Raw genomic sequence first — 22,878 nt, forward strand, 5'->3', positions numbered from 1 at the left:
GCCGGCGGGGCGTCCCTTCCGGGACACCCGGCGGACGTGCCGGGATCCGATGGCCGGGATCCTGTGGCCCGGTCCCCGTGGCCGGGATCCGGTGGCCGCCGCAGGTAAGTAACTATCGTTGCCGAAAGCGGCACCCCCCGTTCTACCGTCGCGGCAGCGGCCGACGATCATCCGCCGGCCCTGTCGAACGGAGCAGCCACGTTGAACGTCGATGTGATCGTCGCCGGCGCCGGGCCGACCGGACTCATGCTCGCCGGCGAACTCGCCCTGGCCGGGGTGCGCGCGGTCGTGGTGGAGAGGCTGCCGGAGCGCGGCGGCCAGTCCAAGGCACTCGGCCTGCAGCCGCGCTCGGCGGAGGTGCTGGACCTGCGCGGGCTCCTGGAGCCGCTCATGGACCGGGCGATCCAGCGGGTGCCCGGCGGGCACTTCGCCGGGCTGCGGCTGGACCTCGACGTCTGGGACACCCGCCACCCCTACATGATCGGTATCCCGCAGACACGCGTCGAGGCGGTGCTGGAGGAGCGGCTCGGCGCGCTGGGGGTCCAGGTGCTGCGGGGCCACGAGCTGACGGCGCTGGCACAGGATCCCGGCGGTGTCACGGCGACGCTTCGGGGCCCGGCGGGCCCGGTACGGCTGCGCGGCCGCTACCTGGCCGGCTGCGACGGGGGGCGCAGCACCGTCCGCGGCCTGCTGGAGATCGACTTTCCCGGCCTGGACGGACGCCTGTCCTCGGTGGTCGCCGACATCACCCTCGCCGACCCGGACGGCGCCGTGCCCGCGACGTGGCACCTGCCGGTCATGACGCCGAGCAAGGCCGGCCGGGGCTACCTGGCCCCGATCGGCGAGGGGGTGCACCGCTTCCTGTTCTACGGCCCCGAGCAGCAGGACCTCCCCCGCGACACCCCGATCGGCGAGGACGAGGTCGGCCGGGCACTGCTCAACGCCGCCGGGCCGGGGGTGAAGCTCACCGGGATCCGATGGGCCTCCCGGTTCACCGACGCCTCCCGCCAGGTCGAGAGCTACCGGCACGGGCGGGTCCTGCTCGCCGGGGACGCCGCCCACATCCACTCGCCCATGGGCGGCCAGGGGCTCAACCTCGGCCTGCAGGACGCCTTCAACCTGGGGTGGAAGCTCGCCGCGGAGATCAACGGCTGGGCGCCGGAGGGGCTGCTCGACACCTACCACGCCGAGCGGCACCCGGTGGCGGCGCGGGTCCTGGCCAACACCCGCGCCCAGGCCGTCCTCCTCGTCCCCGACGAGGAGAACCTCGCCCTGCGCGGCATCGTCGCCGAGCTCCTGCGGCTGCCGGAGGGCAACCGGCACGTCGCGGGCATGATCTCCGGCCTCGACATCCGCTACGACCTGCCGGGCGACCCGCACCCGCTGCTGGGGCGGCGCGTGCCCGACCTCGACCTGCGGACGACCGGCAGGCCGGAGCGGGTGGGACGGCTGCTGCGCGACGGCCGTGCCCTGCTGCTGTCGGCCGCGGACGGGACCGCCTTCGCCGAGGTCGCCCGCCCCTGGTCCGCCCGGGTCGGCCACCTGGTCGCCTCGAACACCGGTGAGCTCGGCGCGGAGGCCGTACTGGTGCGCCCGGACGGCTACGTCTGCTGGGCCGGCTCCGCGGGTGAGACCGCCTCGCTGGTCACCGCCCTGACCCGCTGGGCGGGGTCGCCCCCCGCGTGACGGCCGCCGGGCGGGGCCCGGCGGCCCGGCGGGGCGGGGCCGCGGTGGAACGCCCCGGGTCCGCCGGCGGACCCTCCGTCCGCTGGAGCGGCCCCCGTCCGGAGTGGCCGCCGCCGTACTGAACAGGCATTTTCATAAATCCTACAATTGACCGCCAAACTGTGAATTTCACATTATTGACCTAAATATTGACGACTCCGCCTGGAAGGCGTCAAATGCCTCTCAGTCCCACTATTACCCGTGAGCCTCTCCGCCCGGCCGTTCACCATCGCCAGCGCGCGGCATGTGTGAACACGCTGACGAGGTTCGCATCCAGGCAATTCGACGGACCACGGCTACCTCCCAAAAGAACTCGTGGCCGTCGCTCAGCAGAAGGAGTACTGCGTGAAACGCTCTGTCGCGTTTGCGCTAGTGGCCACGGCGACAAGCATGGTCGTGGCACTGTCCACCGCATCGGCGGGAGCCGCCGGACTGACCGTCCTAGCCCCGTCGATCGCCCCTCCCGACTCCCCCGCCCAGGCGGCCGACCGCCTGGTCGAAGCCGAGCCCGCCGTCCTGCAGGCCTCGGCCAGGGACCAGTTCCTGCGCCGCAGCGCCATGTCGGGCAAGGGGGGACTCAACTACGTCTCCTACACCCGTACCTACGCCGGCCTGCCCGTCTACGGCGGCGACTTCGTCGTCGTCACCAACTCCACCGGTGGCGTGCTGAGCACGTCGGTCGCCCAGACCGAGGCTCTGAACGTCGGGACCACCCCGAAGGTGGAGGCACAGAAGGCCGCGGAGATCGCCAAGGCCGAGATCACCGACGCCGCCGAGGTCTCCACGCCCAAGCTGTCGGTGATGGCCCAGGGCTCCGGGCGGCTCGCCTACGAGGTGGTCGTCAGCGGCACGAACAAGGGCCGCGAGAGCAAGATGCACGTCTTCGTCGACGCGCTGACCGGCGAGGTCGCCGAGAAGTCGGACGAGGTCATGGCCGGTCAGGGGACGGGCTACTACAACGGCCCGGTCACCATCGGCACCACGTCCGGCTCGCCGTACTCCATGACCGACCCGACCCGCACCGGCGTCCGCTGCGGCGGCCAGAACGGCAGCGCCTACACCGGCCCCGACGACACCTGGGGCAACGGCTCGGGCACCGACCTGGAGACCGCCTGCGTGGACGCCCTCCACGCCGCGGGCAAGGAATGGGACATGCTGAGCACCTGGCTCGGCCGCAACGGGTTCAACGGCACCGGCGGCGGCTTCCCCGCCAGGGTCGGCCTGTCCGACGTCAACGCCTACTGGAACGGCAGCTACACCAACTTCGGCCGCTCCCAGGACAGCCAGCGCCAGGCGACCCCGATGGACGTGGTGGCCCACGAGTACGGCCACGCCATCTTCCAGACCACGCCCGGCGGCTCGACCGGCAGCAACGAGAAGGGCGGGCTCAACGAGTCCACCGGTGACATCTTCGGCGCGCTGACCGAGTACTACGCCAACGAGCCGGCCCAGTACGACCCGCCGGACTTCAGCGTGGGCGAGGAGGTCAACCTGGTCGGCAGCGGGCCGATCCGCTACATGCACAAGCCGTCGCAGATCTCCGGCCACCCCGACTGCTACTCCGCCTCGGTGCCGAACCTGGAGGTGCACGCGGGGGCGGGCGTCCAGAACCACTGGTTCTACCTGCTCGCCCAGGGCACGAACCCGACCGACGGCCAGCCGGTCAGCCCGACCTGCAACGGCTCCACCCTCACCGGCCTCGGCATCCAGAAGGCCGGCCAGATCTTCATGGGCGCGCTGCTGCGCAAGACCACGACCTGGACCCACTCGCTCGTCCGCAAGGCCTCGCTGGAGGCGGCGATCCAGCTGTTCCCCGGCTCCTGCACCGAGTTCAACGCGACCAAGGCGGCCTGGACCGCGGTCAGCGTCCCCGCCGCTTCGAACGAGCCCACCGCGTGCTCGACGGGCCCCGACTTCTCCCTGACGCTCAACCCGACGTCGGCGAGTGTGCAGCCCGGCCAGCAGGCGACCACGACGGTCGGCACGCAGACGACCTCGGGCACCGCGCAGAGCGTGACGTTCTCGGCGTCCGGCCTGCCCTCGGGCGCGACCGCCTCCTTCACCCCGCCGTCGGTGACCTCCGGCGCCTCCTCCACCCTGGCGATCACGGTCCCGGCGGGCACCGCGACCGGCACGTACAACGTGATCGTCACAGGTGACGGGACCAGCGTCGACAGGACGGCCACGTTCACCCTGAACGTCGGCGGCACCGGTCCGTGCGCCGGCAGGCAGCACACCTACACCGGCACCCTCTCCTCGGGATCCAGTGTCTACCAGCCGGGCACGGCCGGCTTCCAGACCACCACGTCGGGAACGCACGCGGCCTGCCTGGACGGCCCGAACGGCACCGACTTCGACCTGTACCTGCAGAAGCGGAACAGCTTGGGCACCTGGTCGACCGTGGCCAGCGGCACCTCGGCCAACCCGGATGAGTCCTTCAGCTACAACGGCACCGCCGGCTTCTACCGCTACCGCGTCTACGCCTACAGCGGCAGCGGCACCTACACCCTGGGCTACAACGCCCCGTAACACGAGATAACCGCTGCTCCACAGGCCCCGGCTCCGCACCTGGAGCCGGGGCCTGCCCCACACCCGGCGCCGCCCGGCCGGGACGCCGTCCCACCGGCTTGCGGTCCCGCCGGGGGTCTCGCGCGACGGCCGCCACAGCACCGGGACGCCCGCGACCTCAAGCCGTCCGAGCTGTACGGCGATGGCGTCGATGTCACGGGGGCAGGAGCCTGTGGTCCCGCGACCGCCTGTCCGCCAGGGCCGCGGCGAGCACGACGGAGCCTTTCACCTACGGCTCCGCGTTATCCGGAAGGCCTGCCGGCCAATTCACGTTTCCCCACCGACATTAATCCATATCTAACGAGAACTGCCGCCAAAGCGTAATAAAGACGTTATTTATCGCATTTAAATAGAGGGGCCGACGCAGGCGCTCTCGCCGTTGGATCACCACCGGCCAGGAACGCCTTCTTGGGTACTCCTCACAAAACGCTCATATGGCTCTGCAATACCCGCCGACGGACGTTCCCGGCGCTCGGCGGTGCCGGTCCGGAGCGGGACTCCGGATGCCGGCGAGACTCGCGCGGCCCGATGACCGCCGGATCCGACAGCATGCGCCCGGACCTTCTCGCCGGGCTTCCACACGCCGGACCCGCGGCCCGGGGGAACGCCCCGGAACATACCGGCCGACAGGTGACCGGAGGGTCGCCCCGGTCTTTGGGATTCAAGCATCCGCGCGGGGGCCGTGGCGGCGGGGAGAGCGGGCCGGGGCCGGTCGCGTCGTCCCGCCCCGCGGATCTCCGGGCATCGCCGTCGCGCCTCTCGCAGCGCCGTCCGGCCGCTCCGGACTCAGCCGGCGAATTCCCGGCGCATGACACGAGTGGACCCGTCGGGGACCCGCCTGGCCACCCAGAGCACGACGGCGATGTACAGCAGCTGCTCCGGAATCCTCACCCACAACGGCGTCGCCTCGTCGCCGTTGAACGGCACATCGGCGACCGCGGCGTAGATGTTGGCCGGAAGCAGCAGCACGAAGAGCAGCGCGAGGCAGATCGCGGCGGCCCGCCGAGTCGCGGCCAGGACGAGCCCCGCGGCGCCGAGCAATTCCAGCACTCCGGTCGCGTAGACCATGACGTCGGGGTACGGCACGAAGGGCGGCACCATCCCCACCAGGTCGGCGTGACTGGGCATGATCTCGACACTCGCGGGGACAAAATGCGCACTGGCCGTCATGACGAGCATGACCGCCATCGCGTGTGCCGCACTGACCTGCCAGGTGGCGAACCGGCCGACGCCGAGCGCGCCCAGCAGGCGGAAGCCCAGCAGGGCGCCCGCGAGAACGATGACGATGTCAAACATGATCTTCCACCCATGGATAGTTGCACTATCTAGTTACTGGATAGTCACACTATCCACTCTCCGGGGAGCGGGCAACACCGGGTACGCCGAAAACCGTCTTCAGCCGCCTCCGCCCGGCGGCGGTCAGGGCTGTCGGGCAGGCCGGAGCGACAGGAACGGGCGGAGTCTCTCAGGGCGACCGGAAAGCTCGTTCAAGTGATGGATGAGGATCGCCACTGCGGAGTCGCCGAGGCGCTGGGGCTCGTCCGCCTACCGCAACGGTCAGCTCGTGGACTCCAGCCGGCCTGCACCGAACACGCCAAACACGAAGATCAGAACGCGAAGGCGTGCGCATCACGATCGGCGAGCGGGACGGAGTGCCGCGTCTGCGGTGGCAGCTGACCGGCGCGATGGCCGATTACTCACCGCCGATCGAGGCCGACCTGGTGGCGGTGTCCGACACGGTGCTCGCGATGCCGGGCCTCGGCCCCGTCAGCGCGCCGTGGCTGCCACTGGTGTTCGGGACGCTTCCGGACGGCACGCCTTACGTCTGTTTCGGCATGCGGGCGGCACCGAAGATCGCCTGAAGGAGGCACAGCCCTTGACGACCTGAGGCGGCCTTCACCAGGCGGGGACCACCGGATCTCCCGGGACCTTGCCCTGGGGGAGAACAGCCGGTTCACCCGCTCGGATCCGGGGAGCGGGCGCGGGGGACGGGAAGCCTTCGACCAGCGCGCGCCGATGACCGGAGACTCCCCGCCCTCCTGCGTGAACCCGGCTCCCCCTCAGGCGGCCGCACCCACCACCGAAGTGTCTACCAGTAATGAAGTCATCACTTCAGGTGAACCGCTGATTTCATCGACTCCCCTTATGGCTCCTGACGTCGCATCCGACACGGGCCATGGGGACGGGGAAGGTAAAGTCTGGCCCGGAAACGAGAGGGGGCGAGCTCGTCGGGTCCGGCGGCGAAGGGGTCACGGTGCTCCTCGGGCACGGGAATCCCTGAGCTCATCGAGGTGCGCGAGAAGACTCCGGAGAAGGCCCGGCAGCGGGATGACCGCCTCATGTTGCACGGGCGGGTGACCGAGCGTGCCGCGATCGGCGAGCTCGTGGCCGCCGCGCGGGCAGGTGCCGGCCAGGCCCTCGTCCTGCGCGGCGAGCCGGGTGTCGGCAAGTCGGCACTGCTGGATCTCGCCGCCGCCGGCAGCGCTCCGATGCGGGTGCTGCGGGCGACGGGCACCGAGCCGGAGACCGGGCTGGCCTTCGGCGCGCTCCACCAGCTGCTGCGCTCGGAGGCCGGGCTGCTGGACCTCCTGCCCGGCCCGCAGCGCGACGCCGTCCGCGGAGCGCTCGGCCTGGCCTCCTCCGGCACCGACGACCGTTTCCTCGTTTCGGCGGGTGTGCTGTCCCTGCTCGCCGAGGCGGCGGTGCCGGACGGGCTGCTCTGCCTGATCGACGACTTCCAGTGGATCGATCAGGCCTCCGCGGACGCCCTGCTGTTCGCGGCCCGTCGCCTGCGGACCGAGGGGGTGGGGATGCTGATCGCCGTACGCGGTGACGCCGGGGCGCACCTGCGCGGTGTCCCGGACCTCCGCCTGACGGGCCTCGACTCGCGGAGCGCGGCGGAGCTGCTCGCCTCCCGGTCGGCGGTGCCGCCGGCCCAGGAGGTCGGCGACCGGCTCGTGGCGCTGACCGGGGGTAATCCCCTGGCTCTGCGCGAGGTGGCCGGGCTGCTCACGCCGGATCAGCTCGCGGGCCGGACCCCGCTGCCGGACCCCCTGCCCGTGGGAGCGGGCATCGGGCAGATCTTCGGCGACCAGGTGGAGCGGCTTCCCGAGGCAGGCCGGCTGATAGCGCTCATCGCGGCGGTGGAGGGCCTCGGCGACCTGGGGTTGATCCTGCGCGCGGCCGGCCGGCTGGGGGTGGACCCGGCGGAGCTGCATCCGGTCGAGGCCGCCGGGCTCGTCGGCGTGGAGGGTGCCTCGATCCGGTTCCGGCACCCCCTGGTCCGGTCCGCGGTGTACGCGCGGTCGAGCTCCGTGCAGCGGCGCCTGGTCCACACCGCGCTCGCCGAGCTGCTGGACGGGGCGGAGGACGCCGACAGGCGGGCCTGGCACCGGGCCGCCGCCTCGGTGGGCCAGGACGAGGGCGTCGCCGCCGAGCTCGCCGCGTCGGCCGAGCGGGCGCGGGCGCGGGGCGGGTACGCCGACGCTGCCGTCGCGCTGGCCCGGTCGGCGGACCTCACCCCGGATCGCGCCGTCCGGGCGCGGCGGCTCACCGACGCGGCCACCGCGGCGTGGCTCGGCGGGCGTCCCGGCCAGGCGGAGACCTGCCTGGCCGGGGCGCGCGAACTGGCCAGGGAGCCTCTCCTGGTCGCCGAGCTCACCCAGCTACGGGGACGTTTCGAGCTGAACGGCGGAGACGCGGCCGAAGCCCAGCGGGTCTTCCTCGAAGGCGCCGACCGGGTGTGCGGCGCGGATCCGGGCAGGGCTCTGGAGATGCTGGCCGACGCCTCCGAGGCCGCCTCCTACGTCGGGGACGTCGCGGCCATCGTCGACATCGGCCGGCGGGCGGAGGCGCTTCCCCGCGGGGACGACTCCTTCCTGCGGGCGATGCTGATCGGGATCGGCGCGATGCTCGCCGGGGACGCCCGCCGGGGCGGGCAGACGCTGCGGCGGGCACTGCTCCGGGCGGACGAGCTGTCCGGCGCGTCCGAGCTGCTGTGGGCCTCCGCGGCGGCGAGCTACCTGGGCGAGGTGGACGTGGCGGCGGGGTTCGGCGTCCGGGCCGGCCGGGCCGCCAGGGTCTCCGGGCTGGTCGGCCAGCTCCCGGTGGTGCTGGAGTTCGTCTCGACGGCCGAGCGGATCAACGGCCGGCTCGGCATCAGCGCCGCGATCGCCGAAGAGGGCCTGACGCTCGCCCGCGAGGCGGGCTACACCAACTCCGCCGCCGCGCATCTGGCGAACCTCGCGGCGGTCGCGGCCGTGCGCGGCCAGGAGGACGCCTGCCGCGAGTACGCCCAGGAAGCGCTGGCCATCGCCATCCCCCACCGGATCGGCCTGCGCGCGGGCACGGCGTCCTACGCGCTGGGACTGCTCGACCTGGGGATGGGGCGGTTCGCCGCGGCCCACGCGCGTTTCTCCGCGCTCACCACCGCGGGGCCCGGGGCCGGGCACCCCACGGTCGTCTGGAGGTCGACCCCGGACCGGGTCGAGGCGGCGGTCGCGTGCGGTGACCACGACGCGGCCCGCGCCACGGTGGCCTCCCTCGAACAGTGGTCGGTGAACGCCGGGACCCCGGCGTCGCGGGCCCTGCTGGCCCGGTGCCGCGCGCTGCTCGAGGACGGCGAGCGAGCCGTCCCGCTGTACGAGGAGGCGCTGCGCCTGCACGCCGAGGGCGGGCCCGCCCCTTTCGAGCAGGCCCGGACGGCGCTGCTGTACGGCGAGCGGCTCCGCCGTACCCACCGGACCGGCGAGGCGCGACAGCCCCTGCGGTCCGCCCTGGAGGCGTTCCAGCGGCTCGGCGCCGAGCCGTGGGCGGAGCGGGCGCACAGCGAGCTGCGCGCCGCCGGAGAGAGCGCGGCCCGGCCCGGCCCGGCGGCCCTGAACGTCCTGACCCCGCAGGAGCTGCGGATCGCCCGGCTCGTCGCCGAGGGCGCCTCCAACCGGGACGTGGCGGCCCGGCTGTTCCTCAGCCCGCGCACCGTCGAGTATCACCTCTACAAGGTCTATCCGAAGCTCGGCATCACCACCCGCACCGAGCTGGCCCGGCTGGTCGGGGCCGGTCCGGAGTTCGGGGACGCCGGGGGCGCCGCCCCGGGATGAGCCGCCGCCCTGCGACGTGTCGGCCCGGCTGACCAGGGAAGACACCGGGTCATGAACGAGACGACCAAACGGACCGTGCTGGTCAGCGGTTCGACTTCCGGTATCGGCGAGGCGATCGCCACCGCGTTCGCCCGCGACGGCGCGACGGTCGTGGTCAACGGCCGCGACCAGGAGCGGACCGAGGCGGCGGCCGGGCGGATCCGCTCCGCCACCGGTCACGACGGGCTGCTGCCGGTGGCCGCCGACCTGGGCACCGCCGAAGGCGCGCGGACCGTTTTCGACGCCGTGCCGGAGGTGGACGTGCTGGTGAACAACCTCGGCATCTTCGGCGCCACCCCCTTCATGGAGATCACCGATGAGGAGTGGCACCACTATTTCGAGGTCAACGTCCTCAGCGGGGTGCGCCTCGCCCGTCACTACATCCCGGGCATGGTGCGGCGCGGCTGGGGCCGGGTGATCTTCATCAGCAGCGAGTCCTCACTGATGATCCCCACCGAGATGGTGCACTACGGGATGACCAAGACCGCGCAGATCTCCGTGTCGCGCGGCCTGGCGCAGACGGTCGCGGGCAGCGGTGTCACCGTCAACACCGTGCTGCCCGGTCCCACGCTCACCCCCGGCGTCGAGACGTTCATCGCCGACCGGGTCGGGGCGGACCTGCCCTTCGCGGAGGCCGAGGCGCGCTTCATCGCCGAGGAGCGTCCCACCTCGCTCCTGAGGCGGCTGATCCGGCCCGAGGAGGTCGCCGGCCTGGTCCACTACGTCGGTTCGGACGCGTCCTCGGCCACCACCGGCGCCACCCTGCGGGTCGACGGCGGCCTGATACCCATGATCATCCCTTAGCCGCGGAGGCGGGCCGGTCCGGCCTTCCCGCGGTACGGCGTGGCGGGAGCCGGGCCGTACACCCTCCCGGCACGCGCAGGCCGCCGCCCCGCCGGCAGGCGGTCCGGCCGCCGCAAGCCTGGGTGCGCCGCCGGGAAATGATCCGGATGATCGCGTTCCGGCCCGTTCTCCCAGGCCGTGTACATGGATGCGACAGAGAAGGCCAAGTTTCCCCGGTCCTCGTCGAGACGCGGAGGGGGCTGGGTAGGGGGAAGGCATGGCTGAGATCGGTTACACGATGATGTGTGAGCAGACACCGGCGCGACAGCTGGTGGACGACGTCGCCACCGCGGAGCGGATCGGCTTCGACTACGCGGTCATCTCCGACCACTACTTCCCGTGGCTTGAGGAGATGGGGCATTCGCCGTATGCCTGGTCGGTGCTCGGCGCGGCCGCGCACGCCACCGAGCGACTGCCGCTGATGACCTACGTGACCTGCCCGATCATGCGCTACCACCCCGCGGTCGTGGCCCAGAAGGCCGCCACGATGGGGGCTCTGACGGAGGGCCGGTTCACGCTGGGGCTGGGCTCCGGGGAGAACCTCAACGAGCACGTGATCGGCCACGGCTGGCCGCCGGTCAACACCCGGCACGAGATGTTCCGCGAGGCGATCGAGATCATCAAGGAGCTGTTCGAGGGCGGCTACACGACCTACCGGGGCGAGTTCTTCGATGTCGACTCGGCCAAGCTGTTCGACCTGCCGGAGCGGCCGGTGCCCCTGGCGATCGCCGCCTCCGGCGGCAGCTCGGGGGACATCGCCGCCGAGTACGGCGACGGCCTGGTGGCGACCGACCCGGACGGCGAGCTGGTCAGGCGTTTCGCCGCCTCCGGCGGCGAGGGCAAGCCCGTCTACGGCCAGCTTCCCGTCTGCTACGACCCCGACCCCAAGGCGGCCCTGGAGCGGGCACACCGGCTGTGGCGCTGGTCCGCGGCGGGCTGGAAGGTCATGGCCGAGCTGCCCGCCCCGGTCAACTTCGCCGCCTGCGCCGAGACGGTACGCCCGGAGGACGTCGCGGAGAAGGTGCCGTGCGGTCCCGACGTGGAGGCGGTCGTGGAAGCGGTGCGCAAGTACACCGAGGCCGGATTCACCCATGTCGCCCTGGTCCAGATCGGTCACGAGCACCAGCGGGAGTTCTTCGACTGGTCGGAGAAGGAGCTCCTGCCCGCGCTGCGGCGCCTCCCGTAGGCGGTTCCCGCCCGGTCACGGCCTCGCCGGCGGGGTGACGCCGCCGGCGGCCGCCGCCTCGCGCGGGTCTCCAGGCCACGGCCGCCCCCGAACACAGGGCGGCGGTCCTCCGTGGTCCCGGGCTACGGCCGCCCTTGATCACAGGACGGCGGCCTGCTGGTGCGGATAGACGTGCTCCAGCTCGTGGCAGGCCGGGAGAACACAGCGGCGGCCGGTCTCGGTGTGCGGGCACCGGAGCGCGTCGCTGCGGCGCGGCAGCGACGCCGGACCTTCCTCTCCCCGCCCGGATCCATCGTCGGCGGCGGGGTCGTGAGTCATGAGCGCGTGTCCTCCTGTGGCATGCGAGCGGTGACGTACCGGCGTGTGCGGACGGCAGGCCGGCGGCACACGGGACGGAACGCTCCAACTCCGGGAGACCGGAGTCGAGGCGACGGCGGACAGTGACCGGCCGATCGGCCGCCCGTGCGATGCAGCAATCTATCTCCGCGAGTTCCGGCTGCCCAGAACCAATGATTTGACGCTGTCCCGGTTGATCACTGTCAGAGATCGACATTTATGTCCCGAATGCGGGGCGAGCGGCCCCGGAAAAGCTCTCAACTGCGTGATCTCGGGAACCACCGGCGACGATCACTCGTTCGCCGTTTCGGTTACGTCATCACAACAGTTACGTCATCACAACAGGAGAAGAGAGGTATCCGTGGTCTTCAAACGGCTGCTGGGAGCCTTCGGCGTCGGAGGTCCCTCGGTGGACACCGTCCTGGCCGTGTCGCGCGTCTCGCCCGGCGGGTCCCTCACCGGAGAGGTCCGGATCAAGGGGGGCGACTTCGAGGCGGAGATCGAGCACATCACCCTGGGGCTGGTCACCAGGATCGAGACCGAGCACAGCGAGGGCGAGCACACCGGTCTCGGGGAGTTCTTCCGCACCGAGGTCTCCGGCCCGTTCAAGCTGGGTGTCGGCGAGGAGCGCACCGTCCCGTTCCAGGTGCCGGTGCCCTGGGAGACGCCGCTCACCGAGGTGCAGGGGCAGCCGCTGAACGGCATGGCCATGGGTGTGCGCACCGAGCTGGCGATCGCCAAGGCGGTCGACAAGGGCGACCTCGACCCCTTCTCCGTCGCGGCCCTGCCCTCACAGGAGGCCGTGCTGGTGGCCTTCTCCCGGCTCGGCTTCCACTTCAAGAGCGCCGACCTGGAAACCGGCCACCTGTACGGCGTGCAGCAGCGGCTGCCGTTCTACCAGGAGATCGAGTTCTACCCGCCCGCCCAGTACTCGGGCCGGATCAACGAGGTCGAGCTGACCTTCGTGGCCGACGCCGGCAGGCTGGACGTCATCCTGGAGGCCGACAAGCGCGGCGGGCACGGTTCCGGACACGACTCCTTCGGGCGTTTCCAGGTGACCCACGAGCAGGCCCTCCAGATGGACTGGGCCGCCGAGATCACCGGCTGGCTGGACGGTCTGGCCGGACAGCACCACGGCGCCTCCTACGGCGCCTCCTACGGCGGGCACGACGACGGCCACCACGGTCACCACGAGCACCACGGTCACCGCGGCGGGCCCGGCATGGGCGCGGTCGTGGCGGCCGGAGCCGCGGGGATGGTCGGCGGGTTCGTGGCCGCCGAGGCGATCGACGAGATCGGCGACTTCTTCGAGGGCGACGAGGAAGAGGAGTGATGTCCGGGCGGGCCGCTCCCCGGCGGGAGCGGCCCGCCCCGGGCCGATGGTCAGCGGGGCGAGCACGCCGCGACAAGGCGGTCACCGAGGCGCGGGGACCCCGACGCGGGGAGGAGCCCGCCCGGACCTTCGCGGGAGAGCCCTCACGGGAGAGGTCCTGAGCCGGACCCACCGCCTCCGTCGCGGACTCCGCCGGGATGCCGCCCCTGGTGACGGCCAGGCAGACCCGGTCGGCCAAAAGCCCATAACACCGCGATAGGTGCTTTTTGCTACATCCCCCAGCAGGGCGCGGCCAAATATTTTGACAGCACCCCTCACAAGGAGTGCGCATGTTCAGTCGAGGCCCCCTCCTGGCCGGAGCCGCCACAGTGGCCCTGTACCTGGCCGCCAGCGTGACACCCGCCACCGCAGCACCCGCCCCCCTCTCCCCCAAGCCGCCGTCGCCCGTGATCGTCGACGCCCTCCAGCGCGACCTCGGCCTCACCGCCGAGCAGGCCGTGGCGCGGCTGGCCAACGAGGAACGCGCCATGGCCACGGAGTCCACCCTGAGCGGCACGCTCGGCGGCAAGTACGCCGGCGCCTGGCTCAACGGCGACGCCTCCCAGCTCCTCGTCGGCACCAGCGACGCCACCACGGCCGACGCCATCAGGGCCCAGGGCGCCCAGCCCGTGATCGTCAGCCGGACCCTGGAGCAGCTCAACGCGGTCAAGGACCGGCTCGACCAGGCTCCGGCCCGGGCCAAGGCCGGCGCGTCCCTGTGGTACGTCGACCTGCCCACCAACAGCGTCGTCGTCCAGGCCGCCCAGCAGGCCGGAGGCGAAGCCCTCATCGCCGCCGCCGGCGTCGACAAGGACGCGGTCCGGGTGGCGGTGACCGCCGAACGGCCCCAGCCCTTCATCGACATCATCGGCGGCAACCCCTTCTACATCGGCTCCAGCCGCTGCAGCATCGGCTTCTCCGTGACCAAGGGGAGCACGCCGGGCTTCGTCACCGCGGGCCACTGCGGCAGGAGGGGCGCCACGACCACCAACCCGACCGGCACCTTCCAGGGCTCCTCCTTCCCCGGTAACGACTACGCGTGGGTGGCCGCCCCCGGCAACACCCCCAGGCCGTGGGTGAAGGGGTCCGGCGGCGCCAACGTCATCGTCCGCGGGTCCACGCAGGCCGTGGTCGGCTCCTCCATCTGCCGCTCCGGCTCCACCACCGGCTGGCGCTGCGGCACCATCCAGCAGCACAACGCCAGCGTGACCTACCCGCAGGGCACGGTCAGCGGCCTGACCCGCACCAGCGCGTGCGCCCAGCCGGGCGACTCCGGCGGGTCGTTCATCTCCGGCAGCCAGGCCCAGGGCACGACCTCGGGCGGCTCCGGCAACTGCACCTCGGGCGGCACGACCTACCACCAGCCGGTCAACGAGCCCCTGTCCGTCTACGGGCTGACCCTGACCGTCGGCTGATCGCCCTCCTCAGCACCTCGTCTTGACGAGCACCCCCCAACGGCCGAGGAGGCCTGACAGAGATGTCAAGGATCATCCGTTTCAGCATCGCCTTCATCCTGGGGCTCGCCTTCCTGGCGACGGCGTCTCCCGCCCAGGCTGACGGGACCGGCAAGCAGGGAGCGGCCGCGGTTCGCGTGCTCCGGTACGACGCCAGCCGGGCAGCCGAGTTCCGCTCCGTCGTGGACCAGGCGGCACAGATCTGGAACTCCAGCGTGACCAACGTGCGCCTGGTGGCCGGCAGCCCGGCGGACTTCGTGGTGCTGGCCGACAACGGCTGGCCCCGCGCCCAGCCCACCAGCCTGGGCCGCGGGACCGTGTGGATCGGCAGGCAGGCGACCGCCCAGGGGCACAACCCGCTGCGCATCTCCGCCCACGAGATCGGCCACATCCTGGGACTGCCCGACCGTCGCACCGGCCGGTGCACGGACCTGATGTCCGGCGCCAGCGCGGGCACGACCTGCACCAACCCCTACCCGAACGCGGCCGAGAAGGCCGAAGTCGAGCGGTACTTCGCCGGCTTCGCCCCGACCCTCGACTTCGGCGAGATCTACGTCGACAGCCCCGAGGCCGCCCTGCCGTAAGCGCCGGCGAGCCCGTCCGATCCGGCGCGGCCGGGCCGGACGGGCCCCACCCCCCTCTCCCCTCGCGGGAGGCCGGCGGCATCGAGCCCCTTCCGGAAGGTCCGCACGCGGGCCCTGCGGGAGGGGCTCGGCGTGCCGCGGCGGCTCAGGCCAGGAACTTCTCGAAGCAGTGGGAGCCTTCGAGCCGCTCGTAGGGAGGGAAGCGCGGGATGGGAGCGTACCCCTCCCGCTCGTAGACCCTCACGGCGTCCGGCTGGCGGTCTCCGGTCTGCAGGATGATCCGTGATCCGCCGAGCGCGCGGGCGGCGTCCTCGACCGCGGCCAGCAACGCGCGCGCCACGCCCGTGCCCCGGTGGGAGGGGGCCACGAACATCCGCTTGAGCTCCAGGTCCGCGCCGAGCCGGCGCAGGGCGACGTGCCCGACCGGCACCGCTCCGGCGTAGGCGACCCCGGTGTAGGCGACGGACTCCGGCTCGACGTTCATGCCGCGCGGCAGGTAGTCCGGCTTCGAGGCGAGCCGGTCGGCGTAGCGGGCGCCCATCTCCTCCCCCATCGCCTCGCGCAGCGCGACGGCCGCGGTGTCGTCCCAGCCGACGGACCTGACGACGATCACGCCGGCCCTCTCCGCCGATGCGGTCATGCGAACCCCCTGTCTCCGGTTGCGGCTATCCGAGAATCCTGGCAGCACCGAACCTCGCGGCCGGCTCCGCCCCCGCCTCGAACCCGGAGGGCGCGAAGGCCGCCCGGCCGGGGATCGACGCCGTCGCCGGCGAGCAGCCCCGCCGCGTGGTCTCCGCAAGCGGGGGCGGGCCTGAACCCGTGACCGATGATCCCCACGTCGTACGGCACGCCACCGCACCCTCGGGGCCGGATACCCTCACCCAAAATACCAATTTAAAAGGTAGGAAAATTGGATTTTCCCGTCAACCGGCCTCCAGCTCGGGCGTCCTCGGGGTCCGGCTTGACACCGAGACCCCCGTGCCCCACATTTATCTGCGTGACGCAATATCTGCGTCACACAATATATGTGTTGCGACCGCGTTCTCCGCGGCCCGCCCCCTCTCGCCTGAGCTCCCGCCCGGACTCACTCCCGAAAAGAGCGACGCCCTTGTCCACGCCTGCCCACTCCACCGCCACGGCCGCGGAGCCGGCCTCCCCGGCAGAACCGGAGGCGGTCTCCCCCCGAAAACGGTGGGCCATCCTCGCCGTCATCCTCAGCGCCGACGTCCTGGACCTTCTCGACGCGACGATCACCAACATCGCCGCCCCCACCATCGCCGCGGACCTCCACGGGGGCGAGGCCCTCATCCAGTGGCTGGGAGCCGGCTACGCCCTCGCCCTCGGCGTCCTCCTCGTGGTCGGCGGGCGGCTCGGCGACAGATACGGTCGCCGGCGCCTCTTCCTCATCGGGATCACCGGCTTCACCCTCGCCTCGACCGCCTGCGGCCTGGCCTTCGACCCCGGATCGATCATCATCGCCCGGCTCGCCCAGGGAGCCTTCGGCGCCCTGCTGATCCCCCAGGGCTTCGGCATCCTCGGTTCCGTCTTCCCGCGCGACCAGATCGGCAGGGCCTTCAGCGCCTTCGCCCCGGCCATGGGAATCTCCGCCGTCGGCGGCCCCATCCTGGCCGGAGCCCTCATCGACGCCGACCTGCTCGGACTCGGCTGGCGCTCCATGTTCCTGATCAACCTCGTGCTCGGCGGCATCGCGATCCTCGCCGCGGCGAGGCTGCTGCCGAAGGACGCCGGCAACAGGAGCACCTCCGTCGACGGCATCGGCTCCGGCCTGCTGGCCGCGGCCATGCTCGGGCTGCTCTTCGGCCTGATCGACGGGTCCGCCCACGGCTGGACACCCGTCCCGATCCTGTCCGTCATCGGCGGCGCCATCTTCTCCGGCCTGTTCTGCCGGCGCCAGCTGACAGCCGCGAGTCCGCTGATCGAACCGTCGCTGCTGAGGAACCGGGGATTCACCTCGGGCCTCGTCCTCGGCGTCGCCTTCTTCGCCGCCGTGGCCGGTCTGCTCTACGTCCTGTCCCTCTTCATGCAGAACGGCCTCGGTTACACCCCCATGAAGGCGGCGCTCGGGCTGGCCCCGATCGCGGCGGGCATCGTCATCGCCTCCGTCGCCTGCCACCGGCTCATCGGCGGACTCGGACGCGACCTCGTGCTGATCGGCCTGGTCGTCACCCTGGCGGGCACCGGCTGGCTGCTCGTCCTCGTCCTGACGGCCGGGACCTCGGCGAGCGCCTGGGCCCTCCTGCCACCGGCCCTGATCATCGGACTGGGCATGGGGACCTGCTTCGGGACCGTCTACGACGTCACCATCGGCGACATCGCCCCGGAAGAGGCGGGCAGCGCCGGCGGCTCGCTCAGCGCGGTCCAGCAGCTGGCCAACGCCATCGGCGCGGCCGTGGTCACCACCCTCTACTTCAGGACCCTCGCCACCGGCGGCGAGACCCGGGCCGTGGTCCACAGCCTCGCCGCCGTCGCCGCGATCATCCTCGCCTGCTGCGGTCTCGTCCGGTTCCTGCCGCGCCAGGCCCCGTCCCAGGACCACTAGTAGTGCTTTGTCCCATCCCGGCAGCCGGCCGTCGCGCCGCGACCGGCCATCGAAAGAGAGATCCGACATGACCATTCTCGTAACCGGAAGCCGTGGCGGCGTCGGCAGGAGCCTCCTCGCCCTCCTGCGGAGCCGGGGCCTCGACGTACGGGCCGCGTCCAGAGCCCCCGGCGGACTCGACCTCCCCGCGGGCGTACCGGCGGTGACGTGCGACCTCACCGATCCGGGCACGTTCCCCACTGCGCTCAAGGACGTCACCTCGGTCTTCCTCTACGCCGAGCCGTCGCACATCGTCCCGTTCGTCGAGCAGGCCGCCGCTGCGGGGGTCGGGCACATCGTGCTGCTGTCGACCAGCGCGGTGCTCAACCCGGCCGCCGACGACGACCTCATCGCCCGGTCGCACCTGGAGGTCGAGCGGGCCCTGGCGGCCTCGCCGATCGAGTCGACGTTCCTGCGGCCGGGCTCCTTCGCGAGCAACGCGCTGCAGTGGTCCTGGGCCATCAGATCCACCGGCGCGGTGAACCTTCCCTATCCCGACTCCCACACCGACCCCATCCATGAGGCGGACATCGCCGAGGCGGCGCTCGCCGTACTCACCGATCCCCGGCTGAGCGGCGGAAGGTACACCCTTACCGGGCCGGAGTCCGTCACCTTCCGGGAGCAAATCGGCCACATCGCCCGTGCGACGGGCCGATCCGTCACGGTCAACGAGGTAAGCCGCGAGAGGTGGAAAGCGGAGATGGCGGACTACATCCCCGCGGACTTCGCGGACGCGCTTCTCGACTGGTGGCGGTCCAACGACGGCTCACTCGCCGAGACCACCCGGACGGTCGAAGAGCTGACCGGTCACCCGGCCCGCGGCTTCGCGCTGTGGGCCGAGGACCACGCCGGCGACTTCAGGAGCTAGACGAGGAGTTCCGAAGTAGGTCAGTGGATGAGCAGGACGCCCTGGCGTGCGGCGATGAGGTCGGCGTCGACCTCCAGCACCGCGGCCGGCACCTCGCGTTCACCGATCTTCGGGTTGGCCGGCGCCCACATGATCGGCATACCCGTCGGGGTGCAGACCAGATACAGGCGCAGCCCCCAGAAGAACCGGGAGTGGGAGGCGCGGTAGCCGTAGCCGACCCAGCCCGCCACCTCTGAGCGCCGCACGGTCGGGCGTGACATCCCGCAGGGCACCGGCGTGGAGTCGGTGACCCACACCGTGTCCAGCCAGAAGTCGGTATCGGTGGCCAACATCCGGATCACCCGCTTGATCAGCGGAAGCGCTGCGCGCAGCCGCTTACCGATCCGGGCACGTTCCCCCCTGCGCTCAAGGACGTCACCGAGCAGCTCGGTGCCCGATCCGCGACATCAGCGCCGATGCCGGACAGGTGCTGACCGCCGGCGCCACGGTGATCGACGCGAACGGGACCGTGGCCGGGGTGGGACGGACGTCGTCAGCCGTGGCCGGCGTCGTGGGGCATGACGGGCCTGCCGGGGAGCACGCCGGGCTCGGTGACGACGAACTGGCCCATCATGCCCAGGTCCTCGTGGAAGAGGAGATGGCAGTGGAACATGTAGGGGGTGTCCGGATCCGCGTGGCCGCCGAAGCGGACGGCGATGCGTATCGGCGTCTCCCGCGGGGTGTAGATCGTGTCCTTCCAGCCGCCCAGCTCGGGAGGCGGGGCGGCGCCGTTCACCGACAGGACCTGGAACTGGGTGCCGTGCACGTGGAAGTTGTGGGGAAGGACGTCGAAGTTGGTGATCTCCCAGATCTCGGTGGTGTCCCTGCCGACCCCGAAGTCGATCCGGCTCATGTCCATCGTCCTGCCGTTGATCTCGAAACCGGACAGCTCGAACCCGCGGTCGACCCGGTCGCCCGCCGCGCCGAGCGCGGGCGTTTCCGCGAGGGTGCCGGGCAGGGCGGGGGACGGCGACAGGCTGCCGGCGGCGCGCAGTTCGAGAACGTCCATCGTGTCGTCGCCGCCGGTGACGCGGGAGGTCCAGAAGTCGGCGCCGAGGTCGGGCGGGTAGCTCCGCAGCACCACCCGCTCGTCCGGCCGCATGGTCACCACGATCTCGGCGCGCTCTCCGGGGGAGAGCCGGACCCGGTCGGTGACGTGCGGCGCGGGCAGCAGGCCGCCGTCGGTGCCGATGAGCGCGAACGGCCGCCCGTCGGAGAGGCCGAACCCGTAGGTGCGCGCGTTGGAGGCGTTGAGCAGCCGCAGCCGCGTCCGCTCGGCGGTGACGTCGTGGTACGGCGCGAGCGTGCCGTTGACCAGGAGGGTGTCGCCGAGGATCCCGACACCGCCGATCAGCGGGGTGCTCTCGTCGAACCGGTTGTCGTCGCCGAAGTTCTTGTCCTGCACGATGACCGGGATGTCGTCGACCCCGTACCGGCCGGGCAGGTCCGGCGATCCGGCCGCGGGGTCGTCGACGATGAACAGTCCGGCCATGCCGCGGTAGACGTGCTGCCCGGTCCGGCCGTGCGGGTGGGGGTGGTACCAGAGCGTGGCGGCGGGCTGGTCGAGCCTCCAGGTCGGAGACCAGGTCGCGCCGGGGCGGATCGGCTGGTGCGGTCCGCCGTCCATCACGGCGGGCAGGTGCATGCCGTGCCAGTGCACGGTGGTCGCCTCGGCCAGCTCGTTGCGCACGTTGACCACGACCGTCTCCCCCCGGGCGGCGCGCAGCGTCGGCCCGAGGTGGCCGTCGTCGAACCCCCACGTCGGAGTCGGCCGGCCGGGCCGCAGCCGCCGGTTTCCGGCGCCGGCGCGCAGCTCGAACACCCGGCGCCCGGACCCGTCGCGGCGGCCGGTGGCCAGTGGCGGGATGGCCAGGCGGTTGACGAACCGGACCCTGCCGGCGGTGTTGACGTCGGCGGTGGTCCACAGCCATGCCGCCCCACCCGCGCTGATCGCGGCCACCACCGGCACCCCGATCAGCCCGGCCTTGAGCAGGCGCCGCCGGGTGAGTCCCCGTCGCGGCGTGGTCCCGGCGGGCGGCGCGGCAGGAGGCGATCCCGCCGGCTCCCCCGGATCCTCAGACGGTTCGGTCAATGTTCTCGTCCTCATCGGGCCCGTTGGCGGGACGGCTGCCACCAGCCGCCCTCAGTGATGTCGTCGCAGATCGGCGGTCCCCCTGGGGGCGTGATCCGCCGGTCCGGCCCCGGCGCGCGGGTGCGCGCGGGACCGGCCCCCTCTCCACCGGCCCGGACCCCGCACGGCGGCGCCCGCGACCCGGCGGAACCCGCGCCGCCCCCCTCTGTGAGGGGGGCGGCGCGGGCCTATCCGCGGCTGCCCGCCGGGCGCGAGAGACCCGCCGTGACCGGCGCCTGCCAGTCGATCCGGTAACGCTGCTCGGCCCCCAGCGTCTTCTCCGGATTGAGGAAGGTCTTCATCGCCAGCGGCATCATCAACCCCATCATCGCGATCGCCACCGGCCCCAGCGCCTTGCTGTTGTTGGTCTTGGACGCCCGCCAGGCCACCTTCTCCACCCGCTCCCGGCGCAGCCCCTCATAGGCGGCGAACGCGCTCGCCACATCGGGCAGGTCCCGCAGGCAGCGCGCCAGCTGGATCGCGCTCTCCATCGCCAGCGACGCCCCCTGCCCCGAACTGGAGGAGGGCGCGTGCACCGAGTCGCCCACCAGCACCATCCGGTCGCGATACCAGTGCGGCACCTTCGGCATGATCTCCAGCGACCCCAGCACGACCAGCTGGTCGACACTGGTGCGCTGGAGCAGCTCCCGGCCGGGCACGTCGTCGGCGAAGATCTCCCGCAGCCGCTTGAGCCACTCGGCCGCCGGCGTCTGACGGGCCTGGGCGATCGACATCGGCTCCTTGTGCGGGACGTTGCCGAACCACGCGGTGGTGCCGTCGGGCTGCGACCAGTAACCGAGGAACGCCTTCTTCCCGAAGGAGAAGTAGGCCGCGTCGGATACCGAGGGCACCGCGATATCCGCCGCGGCGCCGAAGTTCAACAGGGGGACGTGGTCGGGGGCGGGCGCGGCCGGGTCGATCAGGTCGCGGACCGTGGAGCGGATGCCGTCGGCGCCGACGAGCACGTCCCCGGTGGCGGTGGTGCCGTCGGCGAAGCGCGCGGTGATGCCGGTCGGCGACTCCTCCACCCCGACCAGCCGCTTGCCGTACTCGATGGGGACGCCCTGGGCCAGGGCGTGGTCGTGCAGGACGCGGTAGAGGTCCGGGCGCCACAGGGCCCGGCTGGGGGGCAGGCCGGTCAGGCCGGGGAACTCCCCCATCCGCTTGCCCTTGCCGTCGGTCATGATGGTGCGGTTCATCGGCAGGCCGATGGCCCGCACAGCGTCGCCCGCGCCGACGACGTCCAGCGCGGCGAGGCCGTTCGGAGCGATCGTGAGCTGGCCGCCGACGCCGTCGGCGGTGATCGCGTACGCCTCGTAGACGGTCGCCTCGATGCCCGCCTTCCGTAACGCCAGTGCCGTGACCGGCCCGGCGATTCCACCGCCGATGACCAGTGCTGTCTTGACTGCTGTCATGTCTGGCTCCCGAATATCTCCTGCCATGCCCGGATGTAGTCCGGCTGCTTGAGCGACTCGATGAGGCCCGTGACGAAGCGGCGCTCCGCCTCCAGCACCGTGAGCCGGTATTCGTCCTCGACCAGGAACACCCAGCGGACCCCGTCGTCGAGGGCTGACTGCACGACGGTGCGGATCTCGTCGGCCTCCTCGCTCAACGCCGCCGATCTCTGGGTGAGCAACTCGACCGAATCGGCCGGAGAGAGCACGCTCAGCAACGACAGGGCGACCCCGAACTGCGGGTACTCATGCCGCGGCTGCGCGACCAGCTCGCGCATCCAGTCGTAGAACTCATGCCGGCCCTCGTCGGTGAGCGCGTAGACCGTGCGCTCCGGCCGCTGGGTGTCACGCACGGTCTCCTGCTCGATGATGAAGCCGGCCTTCCTCAGTTGCTCCACCACCATGTAGAGCGAGCCCCGGTTGTATTTGAAGCTGCGGTCCTTGCCGTTGTCCTTGAGCCGCCGCCCCATCTCATACGGATGCATCGACTCCACCAGCAGTTCGGCGAGCACCGCCAGCGCCAGTGGGTTGGTCACCTTGCGTCGCTTCTCCACGACGCCCCCATCTCTTTAGTCAGTTCC

The 22,878-nt window shown here is 71.9% G+C and carries 17 protein-coding genes and 1 pseudogene; 11 read left to right on the forward strand and 7 right to left on the reverse strand.

Annotated elements, in window-relative coordinates:
- Nucleotides 1-201 precede the first annotated feature (201 nt).
- Together SROS_RS27935 and SROS_RS27940 are read left to right on the forward strand one after the other, a co-directional pair.
- Nucleotides 202-1,686, forward strand: coding sequence for an FAD-dependent monooxygenase (locus SROS_RS27935; RefSeq protein WP_012892278.1), 1,485 nt, complete (start codon nucleotides 202-204; stop codon nucleotides 1,684-1,686).
- A gap of 384 nt (nucleotides 1,687-2,070) precedes the next feature.
- The gene (locus tag SROS_RS27940) at nucleotides 2,071-4,254 is read left to right on the forward strand and encodes a M4 family metallopeptidase (RefSeq protein WP_012892279.1); all 2,184 of its coding nucleotides are present in this window, start codon (nucleotides 2,071-2,073) and stop codon (nucleotides 4,252-4,254) included.
- 825 nt (nucleotides 4,255-5,079) lie between these two features.
- On the opposite strand, the gene SROS_RS27945 is transcribed toward SROS_RS27940, so the two are convergent.
- Complete coding sequence (locus tag SROS_RS27945; protein ID WP_012892280.1) at nucleotides 5,080-5,589, reverse strand: DoxX family protein; 510 nt, start codon at nucleotides 5,587-5,589, stop codon at nucleotides 5,080-5,082.
- Nucleotides 5,590-5,915: 326 nt separating this feature from the next.
- On the opposite strand from SROS_RS27945, the gene SROS_RS27950 reads away from it, so the two are divergent.
- The 4 genes from SROS_RS27950 (at nucleotide 5,916) to SROS_RS27965 (ending at nucleotide 11,460) form a co-directional block, all read left to right on the forward strand.
- On the forward strand, nucleotides 5,916-6,155 hold the full coding sequence (locus tag SROS_RS27950) for a hypothetical protein (RefSeq protein WP_012892281.1): 240 nt from the start codon (nucleotides 5,916-5,918) through the stop codon (nucleotides 6,153-6,155).
- 429 nt (nucleotides 6,156-6,584) lie between these two features.
- Nucleotides 6,585-9,392 (forward strand): ATP-binding protein, encoded by a 2,808-nt coding sequence (locus SROS_RS27955; protein ID WP_245564299.1) that lies wholly within the window; start codon nucleotides 6,585-6,587, stop codon nucleotides 9,390-9,392.
- Nucleotides 9,393-9,443: 51 nt separating this feature from the next.
- Nucleotides 9,444-10,235 (forward strand): SDR family NAD(P)-dependent oxidoreductase, encoded by a 792-nt coding sequence (locus SROS_RS27960; RefSeq protein ID WP_012892283.1) that lies wholly within the window; start codon nucleotides 9,444-9,446, stop codon nucleotides 10,233-10,235.
- A 256-nt stretch (nucleotides 10,236-10,491) separates the two neighbouring features.
- Nucleotides 10,492-11,460, forward strand: coding sequence for an LLM class F420-dependent oxidoreductase (locus SROS_RS27965; protein ID WP_012892284.1), 969 nt, complete (start codon nucleotides 10,492-10,494; stop codon nucleotides 11,458-11,460).
- 138 nt (nucleotides 11,461-11,598) lie between these two features.
- Here the strand turns inward: SROS_RS27965 and SROS_RS27970 are convergent, their stop codons facing one another.
- On the reverse strand, nucleotides 11,599-11,778 hold the full coding sequence (locus SROS_RS27970; protein WP_012892285.1) for a hypothetical protein: 180 nt from the start codon (nucleotides 11,776-11,778) through the stop codon (nucleotides 11,599-11,601).
- Nucleotides 11,779-12,157: 379 nt separating this feature from the next.
- Between SROS_RS27970 and SROS_RS27975 the strand changes: the two genes are divergently transcribed.
- The 3 genes from SROS_RS27975 (at nucleotide 12,158) to SROS_RS27985 (ending at nucleotide 15,206) form a co-directional block, all read left to right on the forward strand.
- Nucleotides 12,158-13,129 (forward strand): sporulation protein, encoded by a 972-nt coding sequence (locus SROS_RS27975; protein WP_012892286.1) that lies wholly within the window; start codon nucleotides 12,158-12,160, stop codon nucleotides 13,127-13,129.
- 329 nt (nucleotides 13,130-13,458) lie between these two features.
- Nucleotides 13,459-14,583, forward strand: coding sequence for a S1 family peptidase (locus SROS_RS27980; RefSeq protein ID WP_012892287.1), 1,125 nt, complete (start codon nucleotides 13,459-13,461; stop codon nucleotides 14,581-14,583).
- A gap of 62 nt (nucleotides 14,584-14,645) precedes the next feature.
- A complete protein-coding gene (locus tag SROS_RS27985; protein ID WP_012892288.1) occupies nucleotides 14,646-15,206 on the forward strand; it encodes a snapalysin family zinc-dependent metalloprotease in 561 nt (186 codons plus the stop codon).
- Between the two features lie 145 nt (nucleotides 15,207-15,351).
- Here SROS_RS27985 and SROS_RS27990 read toward each other — a convergent pair whose 3' ends face one another.
- The gene (locus SROS_RS27990) at nucleotides 15,352-15,846 is read right to left on the reverse strand and encodes a GNAT family N-acetyltransferase (protein ID WP_012892289.1); all 495 of its coding nucleotides are present in this window, start codon (nucleotides 15,844-15,846) and stop codon (nucleotides 15,352-15,354) included.
- A 468-nt stretch (nucleotides 15,847-16,314) separates the two neighbouring features.
- On the opposite strand from SROS_RS27990, the gene SROS_RS27995 reads away from it, so the two are divergent.
- The gene (locus SROS_RS27995) at nucleotides 16,315-17,766 is read left to right on the forward strand and encodes an MFS transporter (protein WP_012892290.1); all 1,452 of its coding nucleotides are present in this window, start codon (nucleotides 16,315-16,317) and stop codon (nucleotides 17,764-17,766) included.
- Between the two features lie 67 nt (nucleotides 17,767-17,833).
- Nucleotides 17,834-18,673 (forward strand): NAD(P)H-binding protein, encoded by an 840-nt coding sequence (locus SROS_RS28000; protein ID WP_012892291.1) that lies wholly within the window; start codon nucleotides 17,834-17,836, stop codon nucleotides 18,671-18,673.
- 26 nt (nucleotides 18,674-18,699) lie between these two features.
- On the opposite strand, the pseudogene SROS_RS28005 reads toward SROS_RS28000, so the two are convergent.
- The 4 genes and pseudogenes from SROS_RS28005 to SROS_RS28020 form a co-directional block, all read right to left on the reverse strand.
- Nucleotides 18,700-19,050, reverse strand: a pseudogene (locus SROS_RS28005) (transposase family protein); the annotation flags it as partial.
- 155 nt (nucleotides 19,051-19,205) lie between these two features.
- Nucleotides 19,206-20,804 (reverse strand): multicopper oxidase family protein, encoded by a 1,599-nt coding sequence (locus SROS_RS28010; RefSeq protein ID WP_012892292.1) that lies wholly within the window; start codon nucleotides 20,802-20,804, stop codon nucleotides 19,206-19,208.
- A 227-nt stretch (nucleotides 20,805-21,031) separates the two neighbouring features.
- Entirely contained in the window at nucleotides 21,032-22,258 is a 1,227-nt protein-coding gene (locus SROS_RS28015) for an FAD-dependent oxidoreductase (RefSeq protein ID WP_012892293.1), read from the reverse strand.
- Nucleotides 22,255-22,851 (reverse strand): PadR family transcriptional regulator, encoded by a 597-nt coding sequence (locus SROS_RS28020; protein ID WP_012892294.1) that lies wholly within the window; start codon nucleotides 22,849-22,851, stop codon nucleotides 22,255-22,257. The genes SROS_RS28015 and SROS_RS28020 overlap by 4 nt, the downstream gene beginning before the upstream one ends.
- Between the last annotated feature and the right edge of the window lie 27 nt (nucleotides 22,852-22,878).

It is taken from the genome of Streptosporangium roseum DSM 43021, from assembly GCF_000024865.1.
Taxonomy (GTDB): Bacteria; Actinomycetota; Actinomycetes; order Streptosporangiales; family Streptosporangiaceae; genus Streptosporangium; species Streptosporangium roseum.

What these genes read in the sequence shown, in the direction of transcription:
- SROS_RS27945 (WP_012892280.1), bottom strand. Translation starts at nt 5,589, where the DNA reads ATGTTTGACATCGTCATCGTTCTCGCGGGCGCCCTGCTGGGCTTCCGC.
- SROS_RS27960 (WP_012892283.1), top strand. Translation starts at nt 9,444, where the DNA reads ATGAACGAGACGACCAAACGGACCGTGCTGGTCAGCGGTTCGACTTCC.
- SROS_RS27965 (WP_012892284.1), top strand. Translation starts at nt 10,492, where the DNA reads ATGGCTGAGATCGGTTACACGATGATGTGTGAGCAGACACCGGCGCGA.
- SROS_RS27970 (WP_012892285.1), bottom strand. Translation starts at nt 11,778, where the DNA reads ATGACTCACGACCCCGCCGCCGACGATGGATCCGGGCGGGGAGAGGAA.
- SROS_RS27980 (WP_012892287.1), top strand. Translation starts at nt 13,459, where the DNA reads ATGTTCAGTCGAGGCCCCCTCCTGGCCGGAGCCGCCACAGTGGCCCTG.
- SROS_RS27985 (WP_012892288.1), top strand. Translation starts at nt 14,646, where the DNA reads ATGTCAAGGATCATCCGTTTCAGCATCGCCTTCATCCTGGGGCTCGCC.
- SROS_RS27990 (WP_012892289.1), bottom strand. Translation starts at nt 15,846, where the DNA reads ATGACCGCATCGGCGGAGAGGGCCGGCGTGATCGTCGTCAGGTCCGTC.
- SROS_RS28000 (WP_012892291.1), top strand. Translation starts at nt 17,834, where the DNA reads ATGACCATTCTCGTAACCGGAAGCCGTGGCGGCGTCGGCAGGAGCCTC.
- SROS_RS28015 (WP_012892293.1), bottom strand. Translation starts at nt 22,258, where the DNA reads ATGACAGCAGTCAAGACAGCACTGGTCATCGGCGGTGGAATCGCCGGG.